Annotated in this window: 16 protein-coding genes; 9 read left to right on the top strand and 7 right to left on the bottom strand. The window is 70.0% G+C overall.

Going from position 1 to position 16,969, the window contains the following annotated elements:
* Window positions 1-13: 13 nt before the first annotated feature.
* Window positions 14-778, bottom strand: a complete 765-nt coding sequence (locus ACFQS7_RS24030; protein ID WP_380069680.1) for an ABC transporter permease — start codon at window positions 776-778, stop codon at window positions 14-16.
* Window positions 775-1,542 (bottom strand): ABC transporter ATP-binding protein, encoded by a 768-nt coding sequence (locus tag ACFQS7_RS24025; protein ID WP_380069679.1) that lies wholly within the window; start codon window positions 1,540-1,542, stop codon window positions 775-777. The genes ACFQS7_RS24030 and ACFQS7_RS24025 overlap by 4 nt, the downstream gene beginning before the upstream one ends.
* 139 nt (window positions 1,543-1,681) lie before the next feature.
* On the opposite strand from ACFQS7_RS24025, the gene ACFQS7_RS24020 reads away from it, so the two are divergent.
* The 6 genes from ACFQS7_RS24020 to ACFQS7_RS23995 all read left to right on the top strand — a co-directional run bounded on the left by ACFQS7_RS24020 (window position 1,682) and on the right by ACFQS7_RS23995 (window position 7,629).
* A complete protein-coding gene (locus tag ACFQS7_RS24020) occupies window positions 1,682-2,587 on the top strand; it encodes an SDR family NAD(P)-dependent oxidoreductase (RefSeq protein WP_380069678.1) in 906 nt (301 codons plus the stop codon).
* 76 nt (window positions 2,588-2,663) lie between these two features.
* Window positions 2,664-4,724 (top strand): acetate--CoA ligase family protein, encoded by a 2,061-nt coding sequence (locus ACFQS7_RS24015; RefSeq protein ID WP_380069677.1) that lies wholly within the window; start codon window positions 2,664-2,666, stop codon window positions 4,722-4,724.
* A gap of 50 nt (window positions 4,725-4,774) precedes the next feature.
* A complete protein-coding gene (locus ACFQS7_RS24010; protein ID WP_380069676.1) occupies window positions 4,775-5,176 on the top strand; it encodes a VOC family protein in 402 nt (133 codons plus the stop codon).
* Between the two features lie 23 nt (window positions 5,177-5,199).
* Window positions 5,200-6,039: a nitroreductase family protein gene (locus tag ACFQS7_RS24005; RefSeq protein ID WP_380069675.1), complete on the top strand. Its 840-nt coding sequence runs from the start codon at window positions 5,200-5,202 to the stop codon at window positions 6,037-6,039.
* On the top strand, window positions 6,032-6,727 hold the full coding sequence (locus tag ACFQS7_RS24000; protein ID WP_380069674.1) for an NUDIX domain-containing protein: 696 nt from the start codon (window positions 6,032-6,034) through the stop codon (window positions 6,725-6,727). Before ACFQS7_RS24005 ends, ACFQS7_RS24000 begins: the two co-directional genes overlap by 8 nt.
* 8 nt (window positions 6,728-6,735) lie before the next feature.
* The gene (locus tag ACFQS7_RS23995; protein WP_380069673.1) at window positions 6,736-7,629 is read left to right on the top strand and encodes an HNH endonuclease; all 894 of its coding nucleotides are present in this window, start codon (window positions 6,736-6,738) and stop codon (window positions 7,627-7,629) included.
* 14 nt (window positions 7,630-7,643) lie between these two features.
* Here the strand turns inward: ACFQS7_RS23995 and ACFQS7_RS23990 are convergent, their stop codons facing one another.
* Genes ACFQS7_RS23990 through ACFQS7_RS23975 form a run of 4 tightly spaced genes read right to left on the bottom strand, consistent with a single transcriptional unit; the run spans window position 7,644 to window position 11,995 of the window.
* Complete coding sequence (locus ACFQS7_RS23990) at window positions 7,644-8,519, bottom strand: MBL fold metallo-hydrolase (RefSeq protein WP_380069672.1); 876 nt, start codon at window positions 8,517-8,519, stop codon at window positions 7,644-7,646.
* Window positions 8,519-9,421: a DMT family transporter gene (locus tag ACFQS7_RS23985; RefSeq protein ID WP_380069671.1), complete on the bottom strand. Its 903-nt coding sequence runs from the start codon at window positions 9,419-9,421 to the stop codon at window positions 8,519-8,521. The genes ACFQS7_RS23990 and ACFQS7_RS23985 overlap by 1 nt, the downstream gene beginning before the upstream one ends.
* Window positions 9,421-10,368: a DMT family transporter gene (locus tag ACFQS7_RS23980; protein WP_380069670.1), complete on the bottom strand. Its 948-nt coding sequence runs from the start codon at window positions 10,366-10,368 to the stop codon at window positions 9,421-9,423. Before ACFQS7_RS23980 ends, ACFQS7_RS23985 begins: the two co-directional genes overlap by 1 nt.
* A 28-nt stretch (window positions 10,369-10,396) precedes the next feature.
* On the bottom strand, window positions 10,397-11,995 hold the full coding sequence (locus tag ACFQS7_RS23975) for a hypothetical protein (protein WP_380069669.1): 1,599 nt from the start codon (window positions 11,993-11,995) through the stop codon (window positions 10,397-10,399).
* A 188-nt stretch (window positions 11,996-12,183) separates the two neighbouring features.
* Here ACFQS7_RS23975 and ACFQS7_RS23970 point away from each other — a divergent pair, with 188 nt between their 5' ends.
* From ACFQS7_RS23970 to ACFQS7_RS23960, 3 genes are read left to right on the top strand one after another with little or no spacing between them, the layout of a single operon-like run.
* Window positions 12,184-12,918 (top strand): class I SAM-dependent methyltransferase, encoded by a 735-nt coding sequence (locus ACFQS7_RS23970; protein ID WP_380069668.1) that lies wholly within the window; start codon window positions 12,184-12,186, stop codon window positions 12,916-12,918.
* 13 nt (window positions 12,919-12,931) lie between these two features.
* Complete coding sequence (locus ACFQS7_RS23965) at window positions 12,932-13,930, top strand: glycosyltransferase family 2 protein (protein WP_380069667.1); 999 nt, start codon at window positions 12,932-12,934, stop codon at window positions 13,928-13,930.
* Window positions 13,927-14,262, top strand: coding sequence for a DMT family transporter (locus ACFQS7_RS23960; RefSeq protein WP_380069666.1), 336 nt, complete (start codon window positions 13,927-13,929; stop codon window positions 14,260-14,262). Before ACFQS7_RS23965 ends, ACFQS7_RS23960 begins: the two co-directional genes overlap by 4 nt.
* 10 nt (window positions 14,263-14,272) lie before the next feature.
* Here the strand turns inward: ACFQS7_RS23960 and ACFQS7_RS23955 are convergent, their stop codons facing one another.
* A complete protein-coding gene (locus ACFQS7_RS23955) occupies window positions 14,273-16,918 on the bottom strand; it encodes a GNAT family N-acetyltransferase (protein ID WP_380069665.1) in 2,646 nt (881 codons plus the stop codon).
* Window positions 16,919-16,969 lie beyond the last annotated feature (51 nt).

Here is a 16,969-nt window from a genome sequence, read left to right as displayed (position 1 = left end):
TCCTGGGTCTCCCCTACATGGTCGGGTTGTAGCGCCCGGCGAAGGCGCGGATGGCGAGGCGGAAGGCGCGGTCCACGGTGAAGCCGAGCAGGCCGAGGGTGACCAGCGCGACGAAGATGTCCTCCACCTGCATGAAAAGCCGGGCATCCCACAGCATCTTGCCAAGGCCGTCGTTGCTGGCGACCAGCTCTGCCGCGACGATGGTGACGAAGGCATTGGCCATGGCGAGGCGCATCCCGGTCAGGATGAAGGGCAGCGTGGCCGGCAGGGCGACCAGGGCGAAGACCTGCAGGCGCGAGGCGCCGAGGCATTGCGCCGCGCGGATCTTGTCGCGCGCCACCGCGCCCACCCCGGCAGCGGTGGCGATGATGACGACGAAGACGGTGGTGTAGGCGATCAGGAAAACCTTGCTCTCCTCCCCGATACCGAACCAGATGACCGCGACGGTGATCATCGCGACCGCCGGGATGAAGCGGAAGAACTCGGTCCAGGGCTCCAGGATGGCGCGGACAGGGCGGAAGCTGCCGATCGCCAGGCCGATGGGGATGCCCACTGCGCTGCCGATCAGGAAGCCCTGGGCGATGCGGCGCAGGCTGGCCAGCACGGCCTCCTGCAGCAGCCCGTCCTCCACCAGCACCATGGCGCGTTCGAAGACCGGTCCGGGCGGCGGGAAGAGCACCGAGCGCGCCAGCCAGGTGGCGACGAGGTGCCAGACCAGGAACAGCAGCACGAAGCCGCCGAGGTAGCCGAGCACGGTCAAAGTGCGATCGCGGTTCACGCATGGATCTCCGCATGGATCAGCGCATGCACCTGCCGGAAGGCCGCCATGAAGCCGTCGGAGGTCCGGTCGCGCGGGAACGGCAGGTCCACCGGCACCACCGCCTTCAAGGTGCCGCCTGGCCCACGGGTCATCACCGCGACGCGGGTCGACAGCGCCACCGCCTCCTCGATGTCGTGGGTGATGAACAGCACGGTCTTGCGTGTCTCCGCCCAGATCCGTGTCAGCTCGCCCTGCAGCACCGCCCGCGTCATCGCGTCCAGCGCGCCGAAGGGCTCGTCCATCAGCAGGATGCGGGGGTCCGCGGCCAGGGCGCGGGCAATCTGGATGCGCTGCTTCATCCCACCGGACAGTTCGGCCGGATGCTTCGCCCCCTGCCCGCCCAGGCCCACCATGCCGAGGAAATGCCCTGCCCGCTCGCGCCGCTGCCGCCGCGGCATCCCGCGCAGCCGCAACCCGAAGGCGATGTTGTCCAGCGCGGAGAGCCAATCATACAGGCTGTCATGTCCCTGGAAGACCACGCCCCGCTCCGCCCCCGGGCCGCGCACCGGCGCGCCGTCGAGCAGGATGCGGCCGGCGGTCGGGACATCGAACCCTGCCACCATGTTGAGCACCGTGGTCTTCCCGCAACCGGAGGTGCCGAGCAGGCAGACGAATTCGCCCTCCTCCAGGTTCAGCGAAAAGCCCTTCACCGCCTCCCAGGCGCCGGTGCGCCCGTGGAAGGTCTTGCCCACGCCGTCCAGTGCGACAAGCGCCACCCGCATGATCCCCCGAGTCCCCAACTCGGGTATGCAATGGCCCTGCCACGCCGACAATACCGGCCTGCCCGGCTTCACGCGCCGCGCCGGCGGAGCTACGAATAGCACCCTACGCATCCACGGGAGAGGGAACGCCACAATGGGCATGCTGGACGGTAAGGTCGCGGTCGTCACCGGCTCGGGCGGCGGCATCGGGCGCGAAATCGCGCTGCACATGGCGCAGGCCGGTGCCAAGGTCATCATCAACGACATCGGCGCCTCGCTGACCGGCGAGGGCCTTTCGGCCACCCCGGCGCAGCAGACCAAGGCGATCATCGAGCAGCGCGGCGGCCAGGCTGAGATCAACACCGACAGCGTCTCGAGCTGGGAGAGCGCCGGCAAGATCGTCCAATCCGCGCTGGACCATTTCGGCCGCATCGACATCGTGGTGAACAACGCCGGCATCCTGCGCGACCAGATCTTCCACCGGATGACGGCGGAAGAGTGGAACGCGGTCATCGACGTCCATCTCAACGGGTCGTTCTATGTCTCTCGCCACGCGGCCACGCATTTCCGCAAGCAGGAGAGCGGGTCCTACGTCCACATCACCTCGACCTCCGGCCTGATCGGCAATTTCGGCCAGGCGAACTACTCGGCCGCCAAGCTCGGCATCGCCGCCCTGTCGAAGTCGATCGCGCTCGACATGAAGCGCTACAACGTCCGCTCCAACTGCCTCGCCCCCTTCGCCTGGTCGCGCATGACCTCCTCGATCCCGGCGGAGACGCCGGAGCAGAAGGCGCGCGTCGAGAAGATCATGCGCATGGGGCCGGAGAAGAACGCCCCGCTGGCAGTCTTCCTCGCCTCCGACGCGGCGAAGGAAGTCAACGGCCAGATCTTCGGCCCACGCATGAACGAGCTGTTCCTGTTCAGCCAGAACCGGCCGATCCGCGGCATCCACAGCAGCGAGGGCTGGACGCCGGAAGCGCTGGCCGAGCATGCGCTGCCGGCGCTGAAGAGCTTCTTCGTGCCGCTGGAGCGGTCGGGCGAGGTCTTCTCCTGGGACCCGTTGTAAGCAGCAGGAATTGGGGGAGAGAGGGCACCTCTCTCCCCCGGACCTCCACTCACCGTTTTATCCGAGTCTGGCGCCCATGCACCCGCTTCATCGCGCGCTGTTCCAGCCGCGTCGCATCGCGCTCATCGGCGCTTCGGCTGACCGGGCCCGGCTGACGGCGCGGGCGCAGCTTTATCTCCGAAAGCATGGCTATGCCGGTGAGATCCTGCCGGTGCATGCACGCGAAGGCGAAGTGCTGGGCGAGAAGGCCTACAGGACCGTCACCGACATCCCGGGCGAGGTGGATTTCGCCTATATCCTGCTCAACACGCCGCATGTGGAGGGCGTGATCGAGGCGGTCGCCGCCAAAGGCATTGCCGCCGCCGGCGTGCTGGCCGATGGCTTCGCAGAAGCAGGACCGGAAGGCGCCGCGCTGCAGGCCCGCCTGGTCGCCACGGCGCAGCGCGCCGGGCTCCGCATCCTCGGCCCCAATTCCATGGGCATGGTCAATCTCAACGACCGCATCGCCTGCACCGTGAACGCCGCCCTGGAAGCCGAGACGCTGCCAGCGGGGCGCATCGCCCTGGTCAGCCAGTCCGGTTCCATGATGGGCGCCATCATGTCGCGCGGCGCGGCGCGCGGCATTGGCTTCTCCCACATCATCGGCACGGGCAACGAGGCCGACCTCTCCGCCGGCGAGATCGCCGGGTTGCTGGTCGAGGACCCGCAGGTCGATGCCATCCTGCTGTTTCTCGAAGCCATCCGCCAGCCGCGGCATTATGCCGACCTGGCCCGCCGGGCCCATGCCGCGGGCAAGCCGGTCATCGCCTACAAGCTTGGCCGCTCCCCCTACGGCGCCGAGCTCGCCACCAGCCATACCGGCGCCCTGGCCGGATCGGATGCCGCGGCCGAGGCCTTCTTCCGGACGCATGGCATCCTCCGCGTCACCACCCTCGAATCCCTGATCGAGTTGCCGGCCCTGGTCATCGGCCGCAGGCCACCGGCGAAGACCCAGCGTGCCGTCAGCGTCACGACTACCACGGGCGGCGGCGGTGCCATGGCCGTCGATTGCCTCGGCGTGGCCGGCATCGAGGCCCGCGCCCCGGATGCCGCCGCGGCGGCCAAGCTCGACACCGCGGGCATCCGTCACCATGGCCGGTTGCTCGACCTGACCCTGGCCGGTGCCAAGCCGGATCGCGTCGCCGCCGCCATCGATGCGCTGCAGGCGGCCGAGGACACCGACCTGGTGCTGTCCGTCATCGGCTCCTCGGCTCAGTTCAAGCCGCAGGATGCGGTCGCCGGCATCGTTCAGGCACGCGATGCCGGCGGAGCCAAGCCGATTGCCGCCTTCCTGGTGCCGCAGGCCGATGCCTCCCTGCGGTTGCTTGCCGAGGCCAGCATCCCCGCCTTCCGCACGCCGGAAGTTGCCGCCGATTGCATCCGCGCCTGGTCGGAATGGCGCGCCCCACGCACCGGAACCGAGCCCCCGGGCGTCGAACACACCCTGCCTGCCGCGCCGGACGAAGCGGATGCCCGGCGGCTGTTCGCCGCGCTGGGCCTGGCCAGCCCCTTCGCCGTGCTACGCACGCCGCAGGATGCGGCGAAGGATGTCGGCTTCCCGGTCGCGCTGAAGATCCTCTCGCCCGACCTGGCCCACAAGACCGAGGTCGGCGGCGTGAAGCTCGGCATCGCCGATGCCGCGGCACTGCGGCAGGAAGCCGCTGCCATGCAGGGCCGCGTCGCCCGGATGGCGCCGCATGCGAAGCTCACCGGCTTCCTGGTGCAGCCCATGGCCAAGGGGCTGGGCGAGGCCATCCTGGGCTTCCGCCGCGACCCGGAGGTCGGGCCCGTCGTGCTGCTCGGCACCGGCGGCATCACCGCCGAATTGTTCCGTGACGTCACCCTGAGGCTGGCGCCGGTGGACGAAGCTGAAGCCATGGCGATGATTGCCGAGGTCAAGGGCATGCGCCCGCTGGCCGGCTGGCGCGGTCTGCCGCATGGCGACCTCCTGGCGCTGGCGCGCGCCGTTGTCGCGGTATCGCGTCTTGCCGCCCGCAGTGATATCTCCGAAGCGGAGATCAACCCGCTGATCATCCACGCCGAGTCCGAGGGCGTGACGGTTGCGGATGCCTGGGTGGTGCGCGCGCAGGACGATTGATCCGGCGCACGCCGTCCCGGCGTTGTCGCGGGACCACAGGAAAGCATTGCATGTCCGCCAGCATCATCCCAACCATGCCCTACCGCGACGCCGCGGCGGCGATCGACTGGCTGTGCCGCGCCTTCGGCTTCTCGCGGCACGCGGTCTATCCGGATGGGGCCGGCGGCGTCGCCCATGCGCAGCTCATCTTCGGCAACGGCATGATCATGCTGGGCACGGCCTCGGACGAGGGCAGCGGGTCGATCCAGTACCCCCCGGCCGGGCATGTCACGCAGAGCGCCTATGTGGTGGTGAAGGACGCCGATGCGCATCATGCCCGGGCCCGGCGGGAAGGCGCCGAGATCGTCGCGCCGCTGAAGGACGAGGCACATGGCGGTCGCGGCTATTCCTGCCGCGACCTCGAAGGGCATCTCTGGCATTTCGGCACCTACGACCCCTGGGCGAAGGCCTGATTCCGGGGCATGCTGCCGGCGACATGCCCGAGAACGATCCAGCAGCGCTGATCCGCGGCCGCTACGGCGTGAAGCCGGAGGCGCCGCTGCCCTTCGCCCCGGCCGCCGCGGTGCCGCCCGGCCTCGCCGCCATCCTCGACCGCCGCGTGACGCGCCGCTATGCGCCGGACCCGGTGCCGGAGGCCTTGCTGCAGACGGTGCTGGCCGGTGCGCAATCGGCGCCCAGCAAATCCGACCTGCAGCAATATTCCATCATCGTGCTGCAGGACCCGGCGAAGATCGCCCGCATCGCCGACTGGATCGGCGGCATGGACTGGATCAAGCAGGCGCCGGTCTTCCTGCTGTTCTGCGGCGACATCCGCCGCGCCCGCCGGGTCTGCGAGCTGCATGGCCGCAGCCACGCCAACGACAATGTCGACACCTTCATCAACGCGACCGCCGATGCGGCGCTCGCCCTCGGCTTCACCGTGATGGCGGCGGAGGCCGCGGGCCTCGGCACCTGCCCGATCTCCTACGTGCGGAACCATGTCGAGAAGATCGGGCCGCTGTGCGGCCTGCCGCCGGGGGTCTATCCAGTCGCCGGCCTGACGCTCGGCTTCCCGGCCGGCGTGCGCAACTGGCTCTCGCCGCGCCTGCCGCAGCATCTGGTGGTGCACCGGGAAACCTACGACGACAGCGGGCTGGAAGCCGCCCTGCCCGCCTATGACGCCGCCCGCCCGCCGGCCAAGCCGCGCTATCCGGAGATCCACGGGCCGGCCCCCGAAGGCTGCAGCTGGTCGGAGAATGCGGCGCGGCAGACCTCGGTGCCCGAACGCTTCGGGCTGCGCACCTGGCTGAAGCTGCGAGGCGTGGCGCTTGACTGACGCCGCCCCGCCGCATGAAGCGCCGACCGACGACAATCCCGGCGGCGTCGCGGAAATCAGGCGCGCCGCTACCCGCAGCGTCACGCCGCGCCATGCCGCGAGCCTGATCCTCTGGCGCCAGGGTCCGCATGGGCCTGAAGTGCTGATGGGCCTGCGCCATGCCAGCCACCGCTTCATGCCGAACGTGCTGGTCTTCCCCGGCGGCCGGGTCGACCGTGGCGACCACCGCGCCAAGGCGCTGTCCGAGCTGCCCGACTTCACGCGTGCCTGCCTGGAACGCCAGGCACCGCCCTCGCTGGCACGGGCCCTCGGCATCGCCGCGGCGCGCGAGCTGGAGGAGGAAACCGGGCTGGTGCTCGGCAGGCAGGACGGCAAGCGGCTGCTGCCCGACCTGGCGGCGGTGGACTACCTCTGCCGCGCGGTGACGCCGCCCAACCGCTTCCGCCGCTTCAACGCCCGCTTCCTGATCGCCCCGGCCGAGGCGGCGCATGGCACGCTGCGCGGCTCCGGCGAGCTGGAGGAGCTGCGATTTTTCAGCTTCGAGGATGCCTTCCGGCACAAGATCGCCAGCATCACCGCCAAGGTGCTGGCAGAATTCCGCACCTGGCTGGCGATGTCGCCGGAACAGCGCGTGGCGCGGGAGTTGATCTGCTTCCGCGGGATGGACAACAGAACGGCCGAGCACTGAGGCTGCACATGGCGAAGGCGGTATTCACAACCAAAGTGAATCCGACCTACGACGACGACCCTATGTTCCGGTACCATTTCCCAAGGACGTACCTGAACCAGGCTCAGCGAGCCCTTGGCGATTGGATCGCGTATTACGAGCCACGCCGAAGCAGTGGCGACGAAGGCAGCCGCGGCGGGCGACAATCGTATTTTGCGACTGCGAAGGTTGCCGCGATCAGGCCTGATCCCACCACGCCCGACCATTTCTACGCATATGTCGCAGACTTCCTCGAGTTCGACGAGGCGGTGCCATTCAAGGCTGGCAGCCACTATTTTGAAGCCGCGCTCCGCCGCGTAGACGGAATGACCAACAAGGGCGCATTTGGCCGCGCCGTTCGGCCACTCCCTGACCACGAGTTCGACGCGATTTTGCGGGCGGGCTTCGCGCCGGTGCTTGCACCTGTGCGGCCTGATTTCATAGTGCCCGGCTTCGCAGACGAGCAGGATGCCTTCGAGCGCCCCATCATCGAGCGAGTCACAAAGCGGCCTTTCCGCGACGCAGCCTTCGCCGCGGCAGTGAAGACCGCGTACATGGATACATGCGCCATGACCGGCCTTCGCCTCATTAACGGAGGGGGCCGTGCAGAGGTCCAGGCCGCGCATATCAGGCCGGTGGCGTCGCATGGTCCGGACACGGTCCGGAACGGCCTAGCACTATCAGGCACGATCCATTGGATGTTCGACCGCGGCTTGATCTCGGTCGGGGAGGACTATTCGATCCTCACTGCCGATCGCCTGATTCCGCAAAACGCGCAGGCTGTCCTGGGCTTGGCCCGCACGCTGAGGCTCCCGCTGCAACGGGAATGGCAACCGCATCCTCAGTTCCTGAAGCACCATCGCGAAAACATCTTCAAAGGCTGAGATGGACGGAATCTTCACGAAATCAACCAGTTGTCCCCGACGCTCAGCCGCACCACACCCTCGCGCCGCAGCTTCTCCAGATGCGCCAGCAGGCTGCGCCCCGCCGCCGGCACCAGCTTGGGGTCGAGCGGACCATAGACTGGCGCGACCAATTCCTCGACCGGGGCCATCACCGCCGCGGTCAGCGCCGCCAGCACCTTTGCCTCGCGCTCCAGCCGATGCGCCCGCAGCGCGGCCAGGAAGGGCTGCGGCTCGCGGATCGCCGGGCCGTGGCCGGGCAGCAGCAGCGCGTCGTTGCGGGCGATCAGCCGGTCGAGGCTGGCCATGTAGTCGGTCATGTCGCCATCCGGCGGGCTGACCACGCTGGTCGACCAGCCCATCACATGGTCGGCGCTGAACAGCACGCCGTTACCGTCCATGGCGAAGCACAGGTGGTTGGCGCAATGCCCCGGCGTGTGCAGCGCGGTCAGCCGCCAGTCGCCGCCCTCCACCACTCCGCCATCGGGCACGGTGACCTCCGGGCGGAAGCCGTGGTCGCCGCCCTCCCCACCCTGGTCTGGCGGCGTCATGTGCGGGCCGAAGCCGTAGGTCGCGGCGCCCGTCGCCGCCACCAGCGCCGCCGTGCCGGGCGAATGGTCGCGGTGGGTATGCGTCACGATCACATGCGTCACCGTCTCGCCCTGAACCGCCGCCAGGATCGCCGCCAGATGCGCGGCATTCTCCGGCCCCGGGTCCATCACCGCGACGCGGCCGCGGCCGATGATGTAGGTGTTGGTCCCGCGGAAGGTGAAGGCCGAGGGGTTGTTGCAGACCACGCGCCTAACGCCAGGCGCGGTCTCCTCCACCGCGCCGTGCGGCAGCGGATCGTCGCGCAGGAAGGCTATGGCCATCACTCGGTCTCCTTGGACTGGCCACGCCGGACCAACTCCCGATGCAGGATGTACAGCCCGGCCGCCACGATCAAGCCGGACCCTGCCAGCATCGCCACGCCGGGCAGGTCGCCGAAGGCCAGCCAGCCCAGCCCGATCGACCAGAGCAGCGCCGAATAGGAATAGGGCGCGATCGCCGAGACCTGCGCGCTGGCCCAGGCCTCGGTCAGCAGCCATTGCGCGCTGCCGCCGACCAGCCCGACCAGGATCAGCAGGCCGAGATCGCCCCAGCCCGGCGTCACCCAGACGAAGGGCAGCAGCAGCGCCGCATAGCCGCCCATCAGCAGCGATTGCCAGAGCGTGATGGTCGAGGAGCTTTCAGTGGATGAGAGTTGCCGCACCAGCATGGTGGTCACCGCCGAGAACATGCCCTGCGCCACGCCCGCCGCGGTGCCAAGCAGCAGCGCCGGCGGCATCGCGCCGAACCCCACCCCTTGCCCGGCCGCGATCAGCAGCACGCCGCAGAAGCCGATCAGCACCGCGGACCAGCGGTGGATGCCGACCTTCTCGCCGAGGAACGGGATGGCGAGGATCGTCACGAACAGCGGCTGGGTGTAGCCGAGCGCCGTCTGCTCCGCGAGCGGCAGCACCGAGAGCGCATAGAAGCCCAGGGTCTGCGCCGCGATCCCGGTGGAGGCGCGCAGCGCATGGCCGGGAAAGCGCCGGGTGCGCAGCGAAGCGCCGCCGGACCGCGCGCAGATCGCCAGGATCACCGGCAGGGCGAAGACGCTGCGGAAGAACATCAGCTCGATGACCGGGATATGGTCGGCCAGGTGCTTCACGATGACGCCCATCGCGGTGAACAGCGCATGCGCCGCCAACATGCAGAGCGCCCCGCGCCGAAGGTCATGCCGCAACGCCATTACCCGGCTCCCTTCGCCGCGCGTTCCTGCGCCCGCCGCACTCGCTCCCGGTGCACGTTGTACAGCCCCGCCGCGATCACCACCGCGGCGCCGCCCAGCGTGGTCCAGGCCGGCACCTCACCCCAGATCAGGAAGCCGAGCCCGATGCCCCAGAGCAGCGGGGTATACTCGAAGGGCGCGATGGCCGAGACCGGCGCCAGCGCATAGCCGCGGCCGAACAGGATCTGCGCCATGGCGTTCAGCCCGGCGAAGCAGGCCAGCACCGCCACCACCCACAGCGCGGGAAGCAGCGGCGGCGGGCCGCCGGCCGGCCACATCGCCGGCCAGGCCAGCATCGCCAGGCCGACCGGCGCCTGCGCCGCCAGCACCCAGAAGGCCATGCTGTCCGGCGTATCCGTCCGCGTCAGGATGCGGGTCCAGATCCGGGTCAGCGCCATGATGGCGGTCGCCACCAGCAGCATGCCCGATTCCCAGCGCCAAAGCTCGCCGCCCGGCTGCAGCATGAACAGCACGCCGGCACACCCCACCGCGGTGCTGCACCAGCGCCGCCAGCCGACCTTCTCGCCCAGCAGCGGGATCGCCAGCAGCGTCATCAGCAGCGGCGAGGCGGCGGCGACCGCATAGCTGTCGGCCAAGGTCACGCCCAGCGACCAAGCCAAGTACCAGGCCGCCGAGACGCTTGCCTGCAGCAGGCTGCGCACCGCCAGCAGCCGTCGGTTCACCGCCCGCAGCGCCCGGCCGCGCGACAGCAGCAGCACCGCCCCGCCGCCCAGCACCCCGCGCCAGATCATGGCGGCGGCCGGGCCGATCTCGGGCAGCACCCATTTCACCGTGGCATCCGCCAGGGCGATCACCGCATAGCCCAGCGCCACGATGGTGAGGCCGCGGACCGCATCCTCCCCCGTCGGCACCGCAAGGGCGCCGTTGCCTGCGGGCCTGTCGCGCATCAGCGCGGCCCGGATTGTCGTTGGTGCATCAGTCCTCGCGCCGCAGCAGCCGGTAGCCTTCGATCTCGGCCGCGGGGCGGTAGCGGCGCAGCGTCTCGGCGAACAGGGGATGGCGGCCGAAATACTCCAGTACGTCGAAGGGCCGGCCGCAGACCGGGATGCCCGGCAGGGTGGAGACCAGGATCGCCGCCGGCGGCGCACGGCTGAAATCCTCCGCCACCGTGCGGTAGACGAAGAATTCGGTGCGCGACATCTCCCAGGTCTCGCGGTAGCGCGCCCCGCCGGCCGGGCAGTCGTGGTAGACGCCCTGCAGCAGCCAGAGATTCATCGTCCGCAGCGTCGATTGCGCCCGGGCGTAGTTCAGCGCCGGGAAGACCGGGAAGATGTCGGGCGAGAGCACCAGCAGCCGTTCGCCATAGGCCTCCCGCTTCAGCAGCGCGGTCACCGCGCCGCCGCGCGACCAGGACCAGGTGATCTCCCGCCAGGGCGCCTCGGCCCCGGCGAAGCCATGGATGCCGAGCCCGAAGGCGGCGACCACGGCCAGCGCTGGCGCGGCGCGGCTGGCCCTTGGCGCTGGCAGTGCCCGGTCCAGCCAGCGCGCCGCCACCACCACCGCCAGCAAGCCGGCCAGCAGCCGCACCGGGAGTGCGTGGTACGACCAGCCCTTATGCTGCACCACGGCGGAGACGGTGGCGCCCAATGCCGCCACGAAGACAACCTTCGGCAGCGCCCCCCAGCCGGGCCGCAGTACCACGAAGCCGAGCGGCAGCAGCAGCATGAGCGCGGTGCCCAGCCGCTCGGTCAGGATCACCTGCCACCAGGCGAACCCGCCAAGGTCGAGATAGTAGTCCCAGACCAGCGGCATGACCTGGCCGAGATAGTCCGGAAAAAGCAGCGGCAGGCTGCCAAGATAGGTCAACCAGAACCCGGCCATGGCCCAGGGCACCGGGTCGCGCAGCGCCCGGCCGGGACCGCGCTGCACCAGCACCGTGGCTTCGACCAGCCCCGGGATCGCCAGGAAATGCGGCTTGAGCGCGAAGCCGAGCGCCGCCAGCAGCGCCGTGCCTAGGGTCAGGCCGAGGCGTGTCGGCGTCCCCTCGATCCGCCGCGCCGCGAGGAACAAATAGGGTAGCGCGGCCACCGCCATCAGGTGCTCGCGCTGGCCGAAATCATAGCCTGCCGCCAGGGTCAGCAGCGGCAGCCCGACACCGAGGCAGGCGGCCTCGACCGGAGGCGCGCCGGGACGCGCAAGGCGGAGCGCCAGCCAAGTGGAAAGCGCGCAGAAGCCCAGCAGGCAGACCAGGAGCCCCTGTACAGCATCCAACGGCGTCCAGGCGCCGATCGCCGCCGGCAGCAGGTTGAGCACGAAGACAAGCGGCGGATTGACGTCGATGAGGTCGGCATAGAGCCGTTCCCCGGCCAGCATCCGCTCGGCGAAATTCAGCACAGCCGCGACATCGTGGTTCAGCGGCGGGAAAAGGGCAGCCAGCAGGAAGGCCGCCGCCGGCAGAAAGGCCGCGAAGCGCACCAGCCGCGCCGTGAACAGGCCATTGCTCTGCCGGCGCGGCAATGCGGTGGTCGCGGCGGCGGAGCCGGACAAACGGGCTTCGGGGTCGGAGGGGGTCATCGCGGCTGCCGCATCCTTGGACCCGCCCCGCAAAGACTGCAATCGCATTGCCGCAACATGAGGGGACGCTAGAAAGCTGATACAGGGACGGTTGCCTCCCGCAAGGGTGTAGGGGTCAGCTTCAACTCGCGCTGTTGTTGCGCGTCCGCGCCTTGTTATTGCAGGCGCGAGCGTGCCAGAACGCCGGCGTGGAACTCGCCGAATATGATCTCATGGACTTGGTCGAGGACCGGATGTGGTGGTACCGCGCCCTGCATGCCCAGGTCCTCGATGCGCTCGACAGCGTCCGGCCCGGTCCAGGCCGGCTGCTCGATGCCGGTTGCGGCACGGGAGGCTTCCTTGCGCGGCTCCGGCGGGAGAGGCCAGACCAGCCGGCGGCCGGGCTGGAATACCATCCCGGCGCGGCGGCAAGGGCATCGGCGAAATCCGGCGTGCCGGTGGTGGCCGGCACCATCAATGCGATGCCCTTCGCCGATGCCAGTTTCTCGGTGGTGGTCAGCCTCGATGTGCTCAGCCATGCCGCGGTCGATCCGGCGCGGGCGCTGGCCGAGATGCTGCGGGTGTTGCGGCCCGGCGGCGTGCTGATCGTCAATCTGCCGGCCTTCGAATGGCTTCGCTCAACGCATGATGCCCGGGTGCAGAACGCCCGGCGCTTCACCCGGGCAACCACGGGCGCCATGCTTGTCGGGGCCGGCCTCGTCGAGGTTCGGCCTTACTACTGGAACAGCCTTTTGCTGCCGATGATGGTGCTGCACCGCAAGGTAATCGCCCGATCGCCCGAGCAAGGCTCGGATGTTACCCATTTTCCGCCTTGGCTTGACCGTAGCCTGCATGCCGTCACCCGGTTGGAGCGCAGCCTGGTGGCCAGCGGCTTCCCCTTCCCCGCCGGCGGTTCGGTGCTCGCCACCGCGCTCCGTCCCTGAGATGAGGATTTCCATGTCGCCGATGCTCCCGGACCTCGCCGCGCATCCTGTCGGGCTCAGCATCGTCGTGCCGGTCTATCGCGGCGCGGCGACGATCGGCCTGCTGGTCGATGCGCTTTCTGCCCTCCAGCCGGCCGGCGGGCTGGAAATCGTGCTTGTCAACGACGGCAGTCCGGACAATTCCGGCGATGTCTGCCGCGCCATCGCGGCCACCGCCACCGTGCCGATCACCTACCTGGAGCACGCCCGCAATTTCGGCGAGCACAACGCCTGCATGACCGGGCTGCGACATGCCCGCGGCGCCTACATCATCACCATGGACGACGACCTGCAGAACCCGCCGGAAGAAGTGGTGAAGCTCTACAACCACGCCAGGCTCGGCGGCTGGGACGTGGTCTACACCCGCTACGCGGAGAAGAAGCACGAGGGCTGGCGCAACCTCGGCAGCCGCTTCGCCAACAAGGTCGCCGATGCGCTGCTCGACAAGCCGAAGGGGCTCTACCTCTCCTCCTTCCGCTGCATGAGCGCGCTGGTGGTGCAGGAGGTCGCCCGCTACCGCGGCCCCTATCCCTATATCGACGGCCTGATCATGCAGGTGACCCAGCGGATCGACAGCATCGAGGTGATGCACCTGGCCCGCGCCGAGGGCCGCTCGAACTACACCATCAAGCGGCTGATCTCGCTCTGGAGCAACCTGGCGACCAATTTCTCGGTCCTGCCGCTGCGCCTCGCCACCTTCGCCGGCATCGGCATGGGTATCCTCGGGCTGGCCGCCGCGGCGATGGTGGTGCTGGAGGCCATGATCACCGGTACGCCATCCGGCTGGGCTTCCTCGATGACCACCACGCTGCTGGTCGCCGGCGTGCAATTCCTCATCCTCGGCGTGCTTGGCGAATACGTCGGCCGCGCATTCCTCTCTGCCAACGGCAAGCCGCAGGGCGTGGTGCGGGAGATGATCGCACCGAAGCCGGACCGTACTACGGCCCGCTCGCCGGAGGACGCGCTGCAGTGACGATCTACTGGCTGTCGCTCGCCGCGGCGATCCTCACCTCGCTCGGCGGCCAGGTGCTGTTGAAGGCGGGCGCCATCGGCGAGGGCGGCTTCGTCACCCAGCTCTTCCGGCCAGCCACCATGATCGGCCTCGTCGCCTATGGCGGCGCCGCCTTTCTCTACATCATCGCGCTGCGCAAGATTCCGATGAGCGTGGCGCTACCCTGCACCGCGGCGAGCTACGTCGCGGTCGCGATCATCGGGCATTTCATGTTCGGCGAATCGCTCTCGACCCAGAAGGTCGCGGCGATCGGCTTGATCTGCGGCGGCGTGCTGATGCTGGCGATGGCCTAGGCGCCGTACCTCACAGCGCCAGCCGGGTTTCCATCACGTCCTCCTCCTCCGCCGACCGCTTGGCGGTGAAGCCAAGCCGCTTGACGAAGGCCAGCATCGGCGTGTTGTCGGCCAGAACATGCCCCATGATGTCGCGCACGCCGTTGGCGCGGCCCCATTCGAACAGCCGCTCCATCATGTGCCGCCCCAGCCCCTGGCCTTTCATGCTGCGCGAGACGACCACCGCGAATTCGGCGCTGGTCGGCTCGGACGGGTCGCGTATCAGGCGGGAGACGCCAAGCGTCTCCTCCCGGCCGTCAGGCCTGCGACGGGAGGCGATGAAGGCGATCTCCCGGTCGTAGTCGATCTGCGTCAGCCGCGCCGTCAAGGTCGGCGAAAGCTCCTTCAGCGGCGAGAAGAAGCGCCAGCGGACATCTTCCGGCGCGAGGGTGTGGAAGAATTCGCCATGCGCCTCGGCATCCTCCGGGCGGACCGGGCGGATGGTCAGCACCTCGCCCGATTTCGTCTGCCACGGCCGGGTCAGCTCCGCCGGATAGGGCGGGATGGCCAGCACACCGTGCTCCCCCTCCGGCCGCAGGGTCAGGTGCGCATCCGCCGCGAGCACGCCGTAGCTGTCGGCGAACAGCGGGTTGACCGTCAGCGCCTCGATCTCCGGGAAGTCGACTGCGACCTGCGACAGGCGGACCAGCACATCCGCCACCGCTGCCTGGTTCACCGGCCGGTGGTCGCGGAAGCCAGCCATCAGCCGGGCCGTGCGCGACCGGGCGATCAACTGGTTAGCCAGCGTCAGGTTCAGCGGCGGCAGGTCATGCGCCTCGTCCTCCGCCAGGTCGGCCGCGGTCCCGCCCTGGCCGAAGCCGATCCAGGGCCCGAACATCGCATCGTCGCCGAGCCGCAGGCGCAGTTCCAGCGCACGGGCCGCCTGGCGCTGCACCAGGAAGCCTTCGATCCGCGCCTCCGGCCGCGTCGCCCGGACCCGGGCCAGCATCGCCTCCGCCTCGCTCCGCACCGCGGCGGCGGAGGTCAGGCCGATGACGACGCCGCCGACCTCGGACTTGTGCCGCAGGTCTGGGCTGAGGATCTTCAGCACGGCGGGGAAGCCCAGCATGGCAGCGGCGTCGGCGGCCTCCTGCGGGCCTGCGGCGCGGCGGCCCGGCACGGTCGGCACGCCATAGGCGGCCAGGACGCCAAGCGCCTCCTCCTCGGTCAGTGCGCAGCGATAGGCAGCGCGGGCGGCTTCCAGGATGCGCCGGACCGCATTGCGGTCGGGCGCCAGGTCCAGCACCTCGCGCGGCGGCAACTCGGCCGCGGCGGCGCGGTTGCGGCGGTCGCGAGCCAGGTGCAGGGCGCCGCGCACCGCGGCCTCCGGCGTCGGGAAGACCGCCAGCCCGGCCTGCGCCATGGCCTGGCGTTGCCGCCCTGCGGTCGCCTGGCCGGCCCAGCTCACCAGCACCGGGGCGGCCCGCTGGCCGCCGGTACGGGCGGCGGCGATCATCGCCTCGGCCGCCACGTCACCGGCTTCCTCCGGCGCCGGGGCATGCAGCGCGACGACCGAATCGACCTCGGGCAGGGCGGCCAGCATCGCCGTGGCCTCGGCCAGCCGCGGCCCGCTGGCGGGTCCCAGCGAGAGCGGGTTGCCGGCCTGCCATCCTTCCGGCAACAGCATGCCGAAGGTGGCCAGGGCTTCCGGCGAGAGCACCGCCAGACGGCCGCCGCCCGACAGCACCGCGTCCGCCGCAAGGTGGCCAAGCCCGATGCCGTTGGTCACGATGGCGACCCGGTCGCCGCGCAGCGCATCCGGCCCGCCGCCGACCCGCGGCTTCAACCGGGCCAGAGTCTCGGCAGCGGAGAGGAAATCCTCGAGCCCGGTGACGCGCAGCACGCCGGCGCGGCGCAAGGCCGCCTCCATGATGGCGTCGCCCATGCCGGAGGTATCGGCGCTGCGGCCGCCGGCGCGGATGGCGACCACCGGCCGGGTCCGGGTCACCGCCCGGGCAGCGGAGACGAAGGCACGGCGGTTGCGGATACGCCGCAGGTCAAGCAGCACCGCACTGGTTCCCACGTCGCGCGCCAGCCAGTCGAGCGCCATGGCGAAGCCGATCGTGGCATTGCCGCCGATGCCGACGACATGGCTGAAGCCGACCGCCTCGGCCGCAGCCCAGTCGAGCACGACGCGGGCGAGTGCCGCGGATTGGGTGACGAGGGCCAGCTTGCCCGGCGCCGGCGCGATATGCGCCAGCGAGGCATTCAGTCCGATCGCCGGGACGCAGAGGCCGAAGCTGCCCTGGCCGAGCGCCTTGACGCCGGTGCGGGCGGAGATGGCGGCGAGGTCCGGCGCGGCGCCCGGGACGACGGCGGCCAGGCAGCCGCGCACGGCCAGCGCCGCCATGGCCGCTTCCAACCGGGCGGGCGGCAGGCAGAGCACGGCGAGGTCGGGCGCTTCCGGCAAACCCTCGACGCTGTCGGCGGCTTCGAGTCCGTCCACCGCCATGCCGATGACCCGCAGCCGGCCCTTGAAGCCGCCTCCCGCCAGGTTGCGGGCGATGATGGCGGCCTCAGGCTGAGCGGGATCGGCCAGCAACACGACGCTGCGCGGGCGGAACATGGCGGCGGCGCGAAAGCTCGCGGTGCCGCGGAAGGTAATCATGGCGGGCATGGTGCAGTGCAGCATGGACTTGGAGATCGGCGATGCGCAAGCGGCGCGGCA

Origin of the sequence: Dankookia sp. GCM10030260 (genome assembly GCF_042666655.1) — a bacterium.
In the GTDB taxonomy this organism is placed as follows: Bacteria; Pseudomonadota; Alphaproteobacteria; order Acetobacterales; family Acetobacteraceae; genus Paracraurococcus.
The sequence above is the reverse complement of the archived record's forward strand: the minus strand, read 5'-3'. Positions and strand labels throughout refer to the sequence as shown.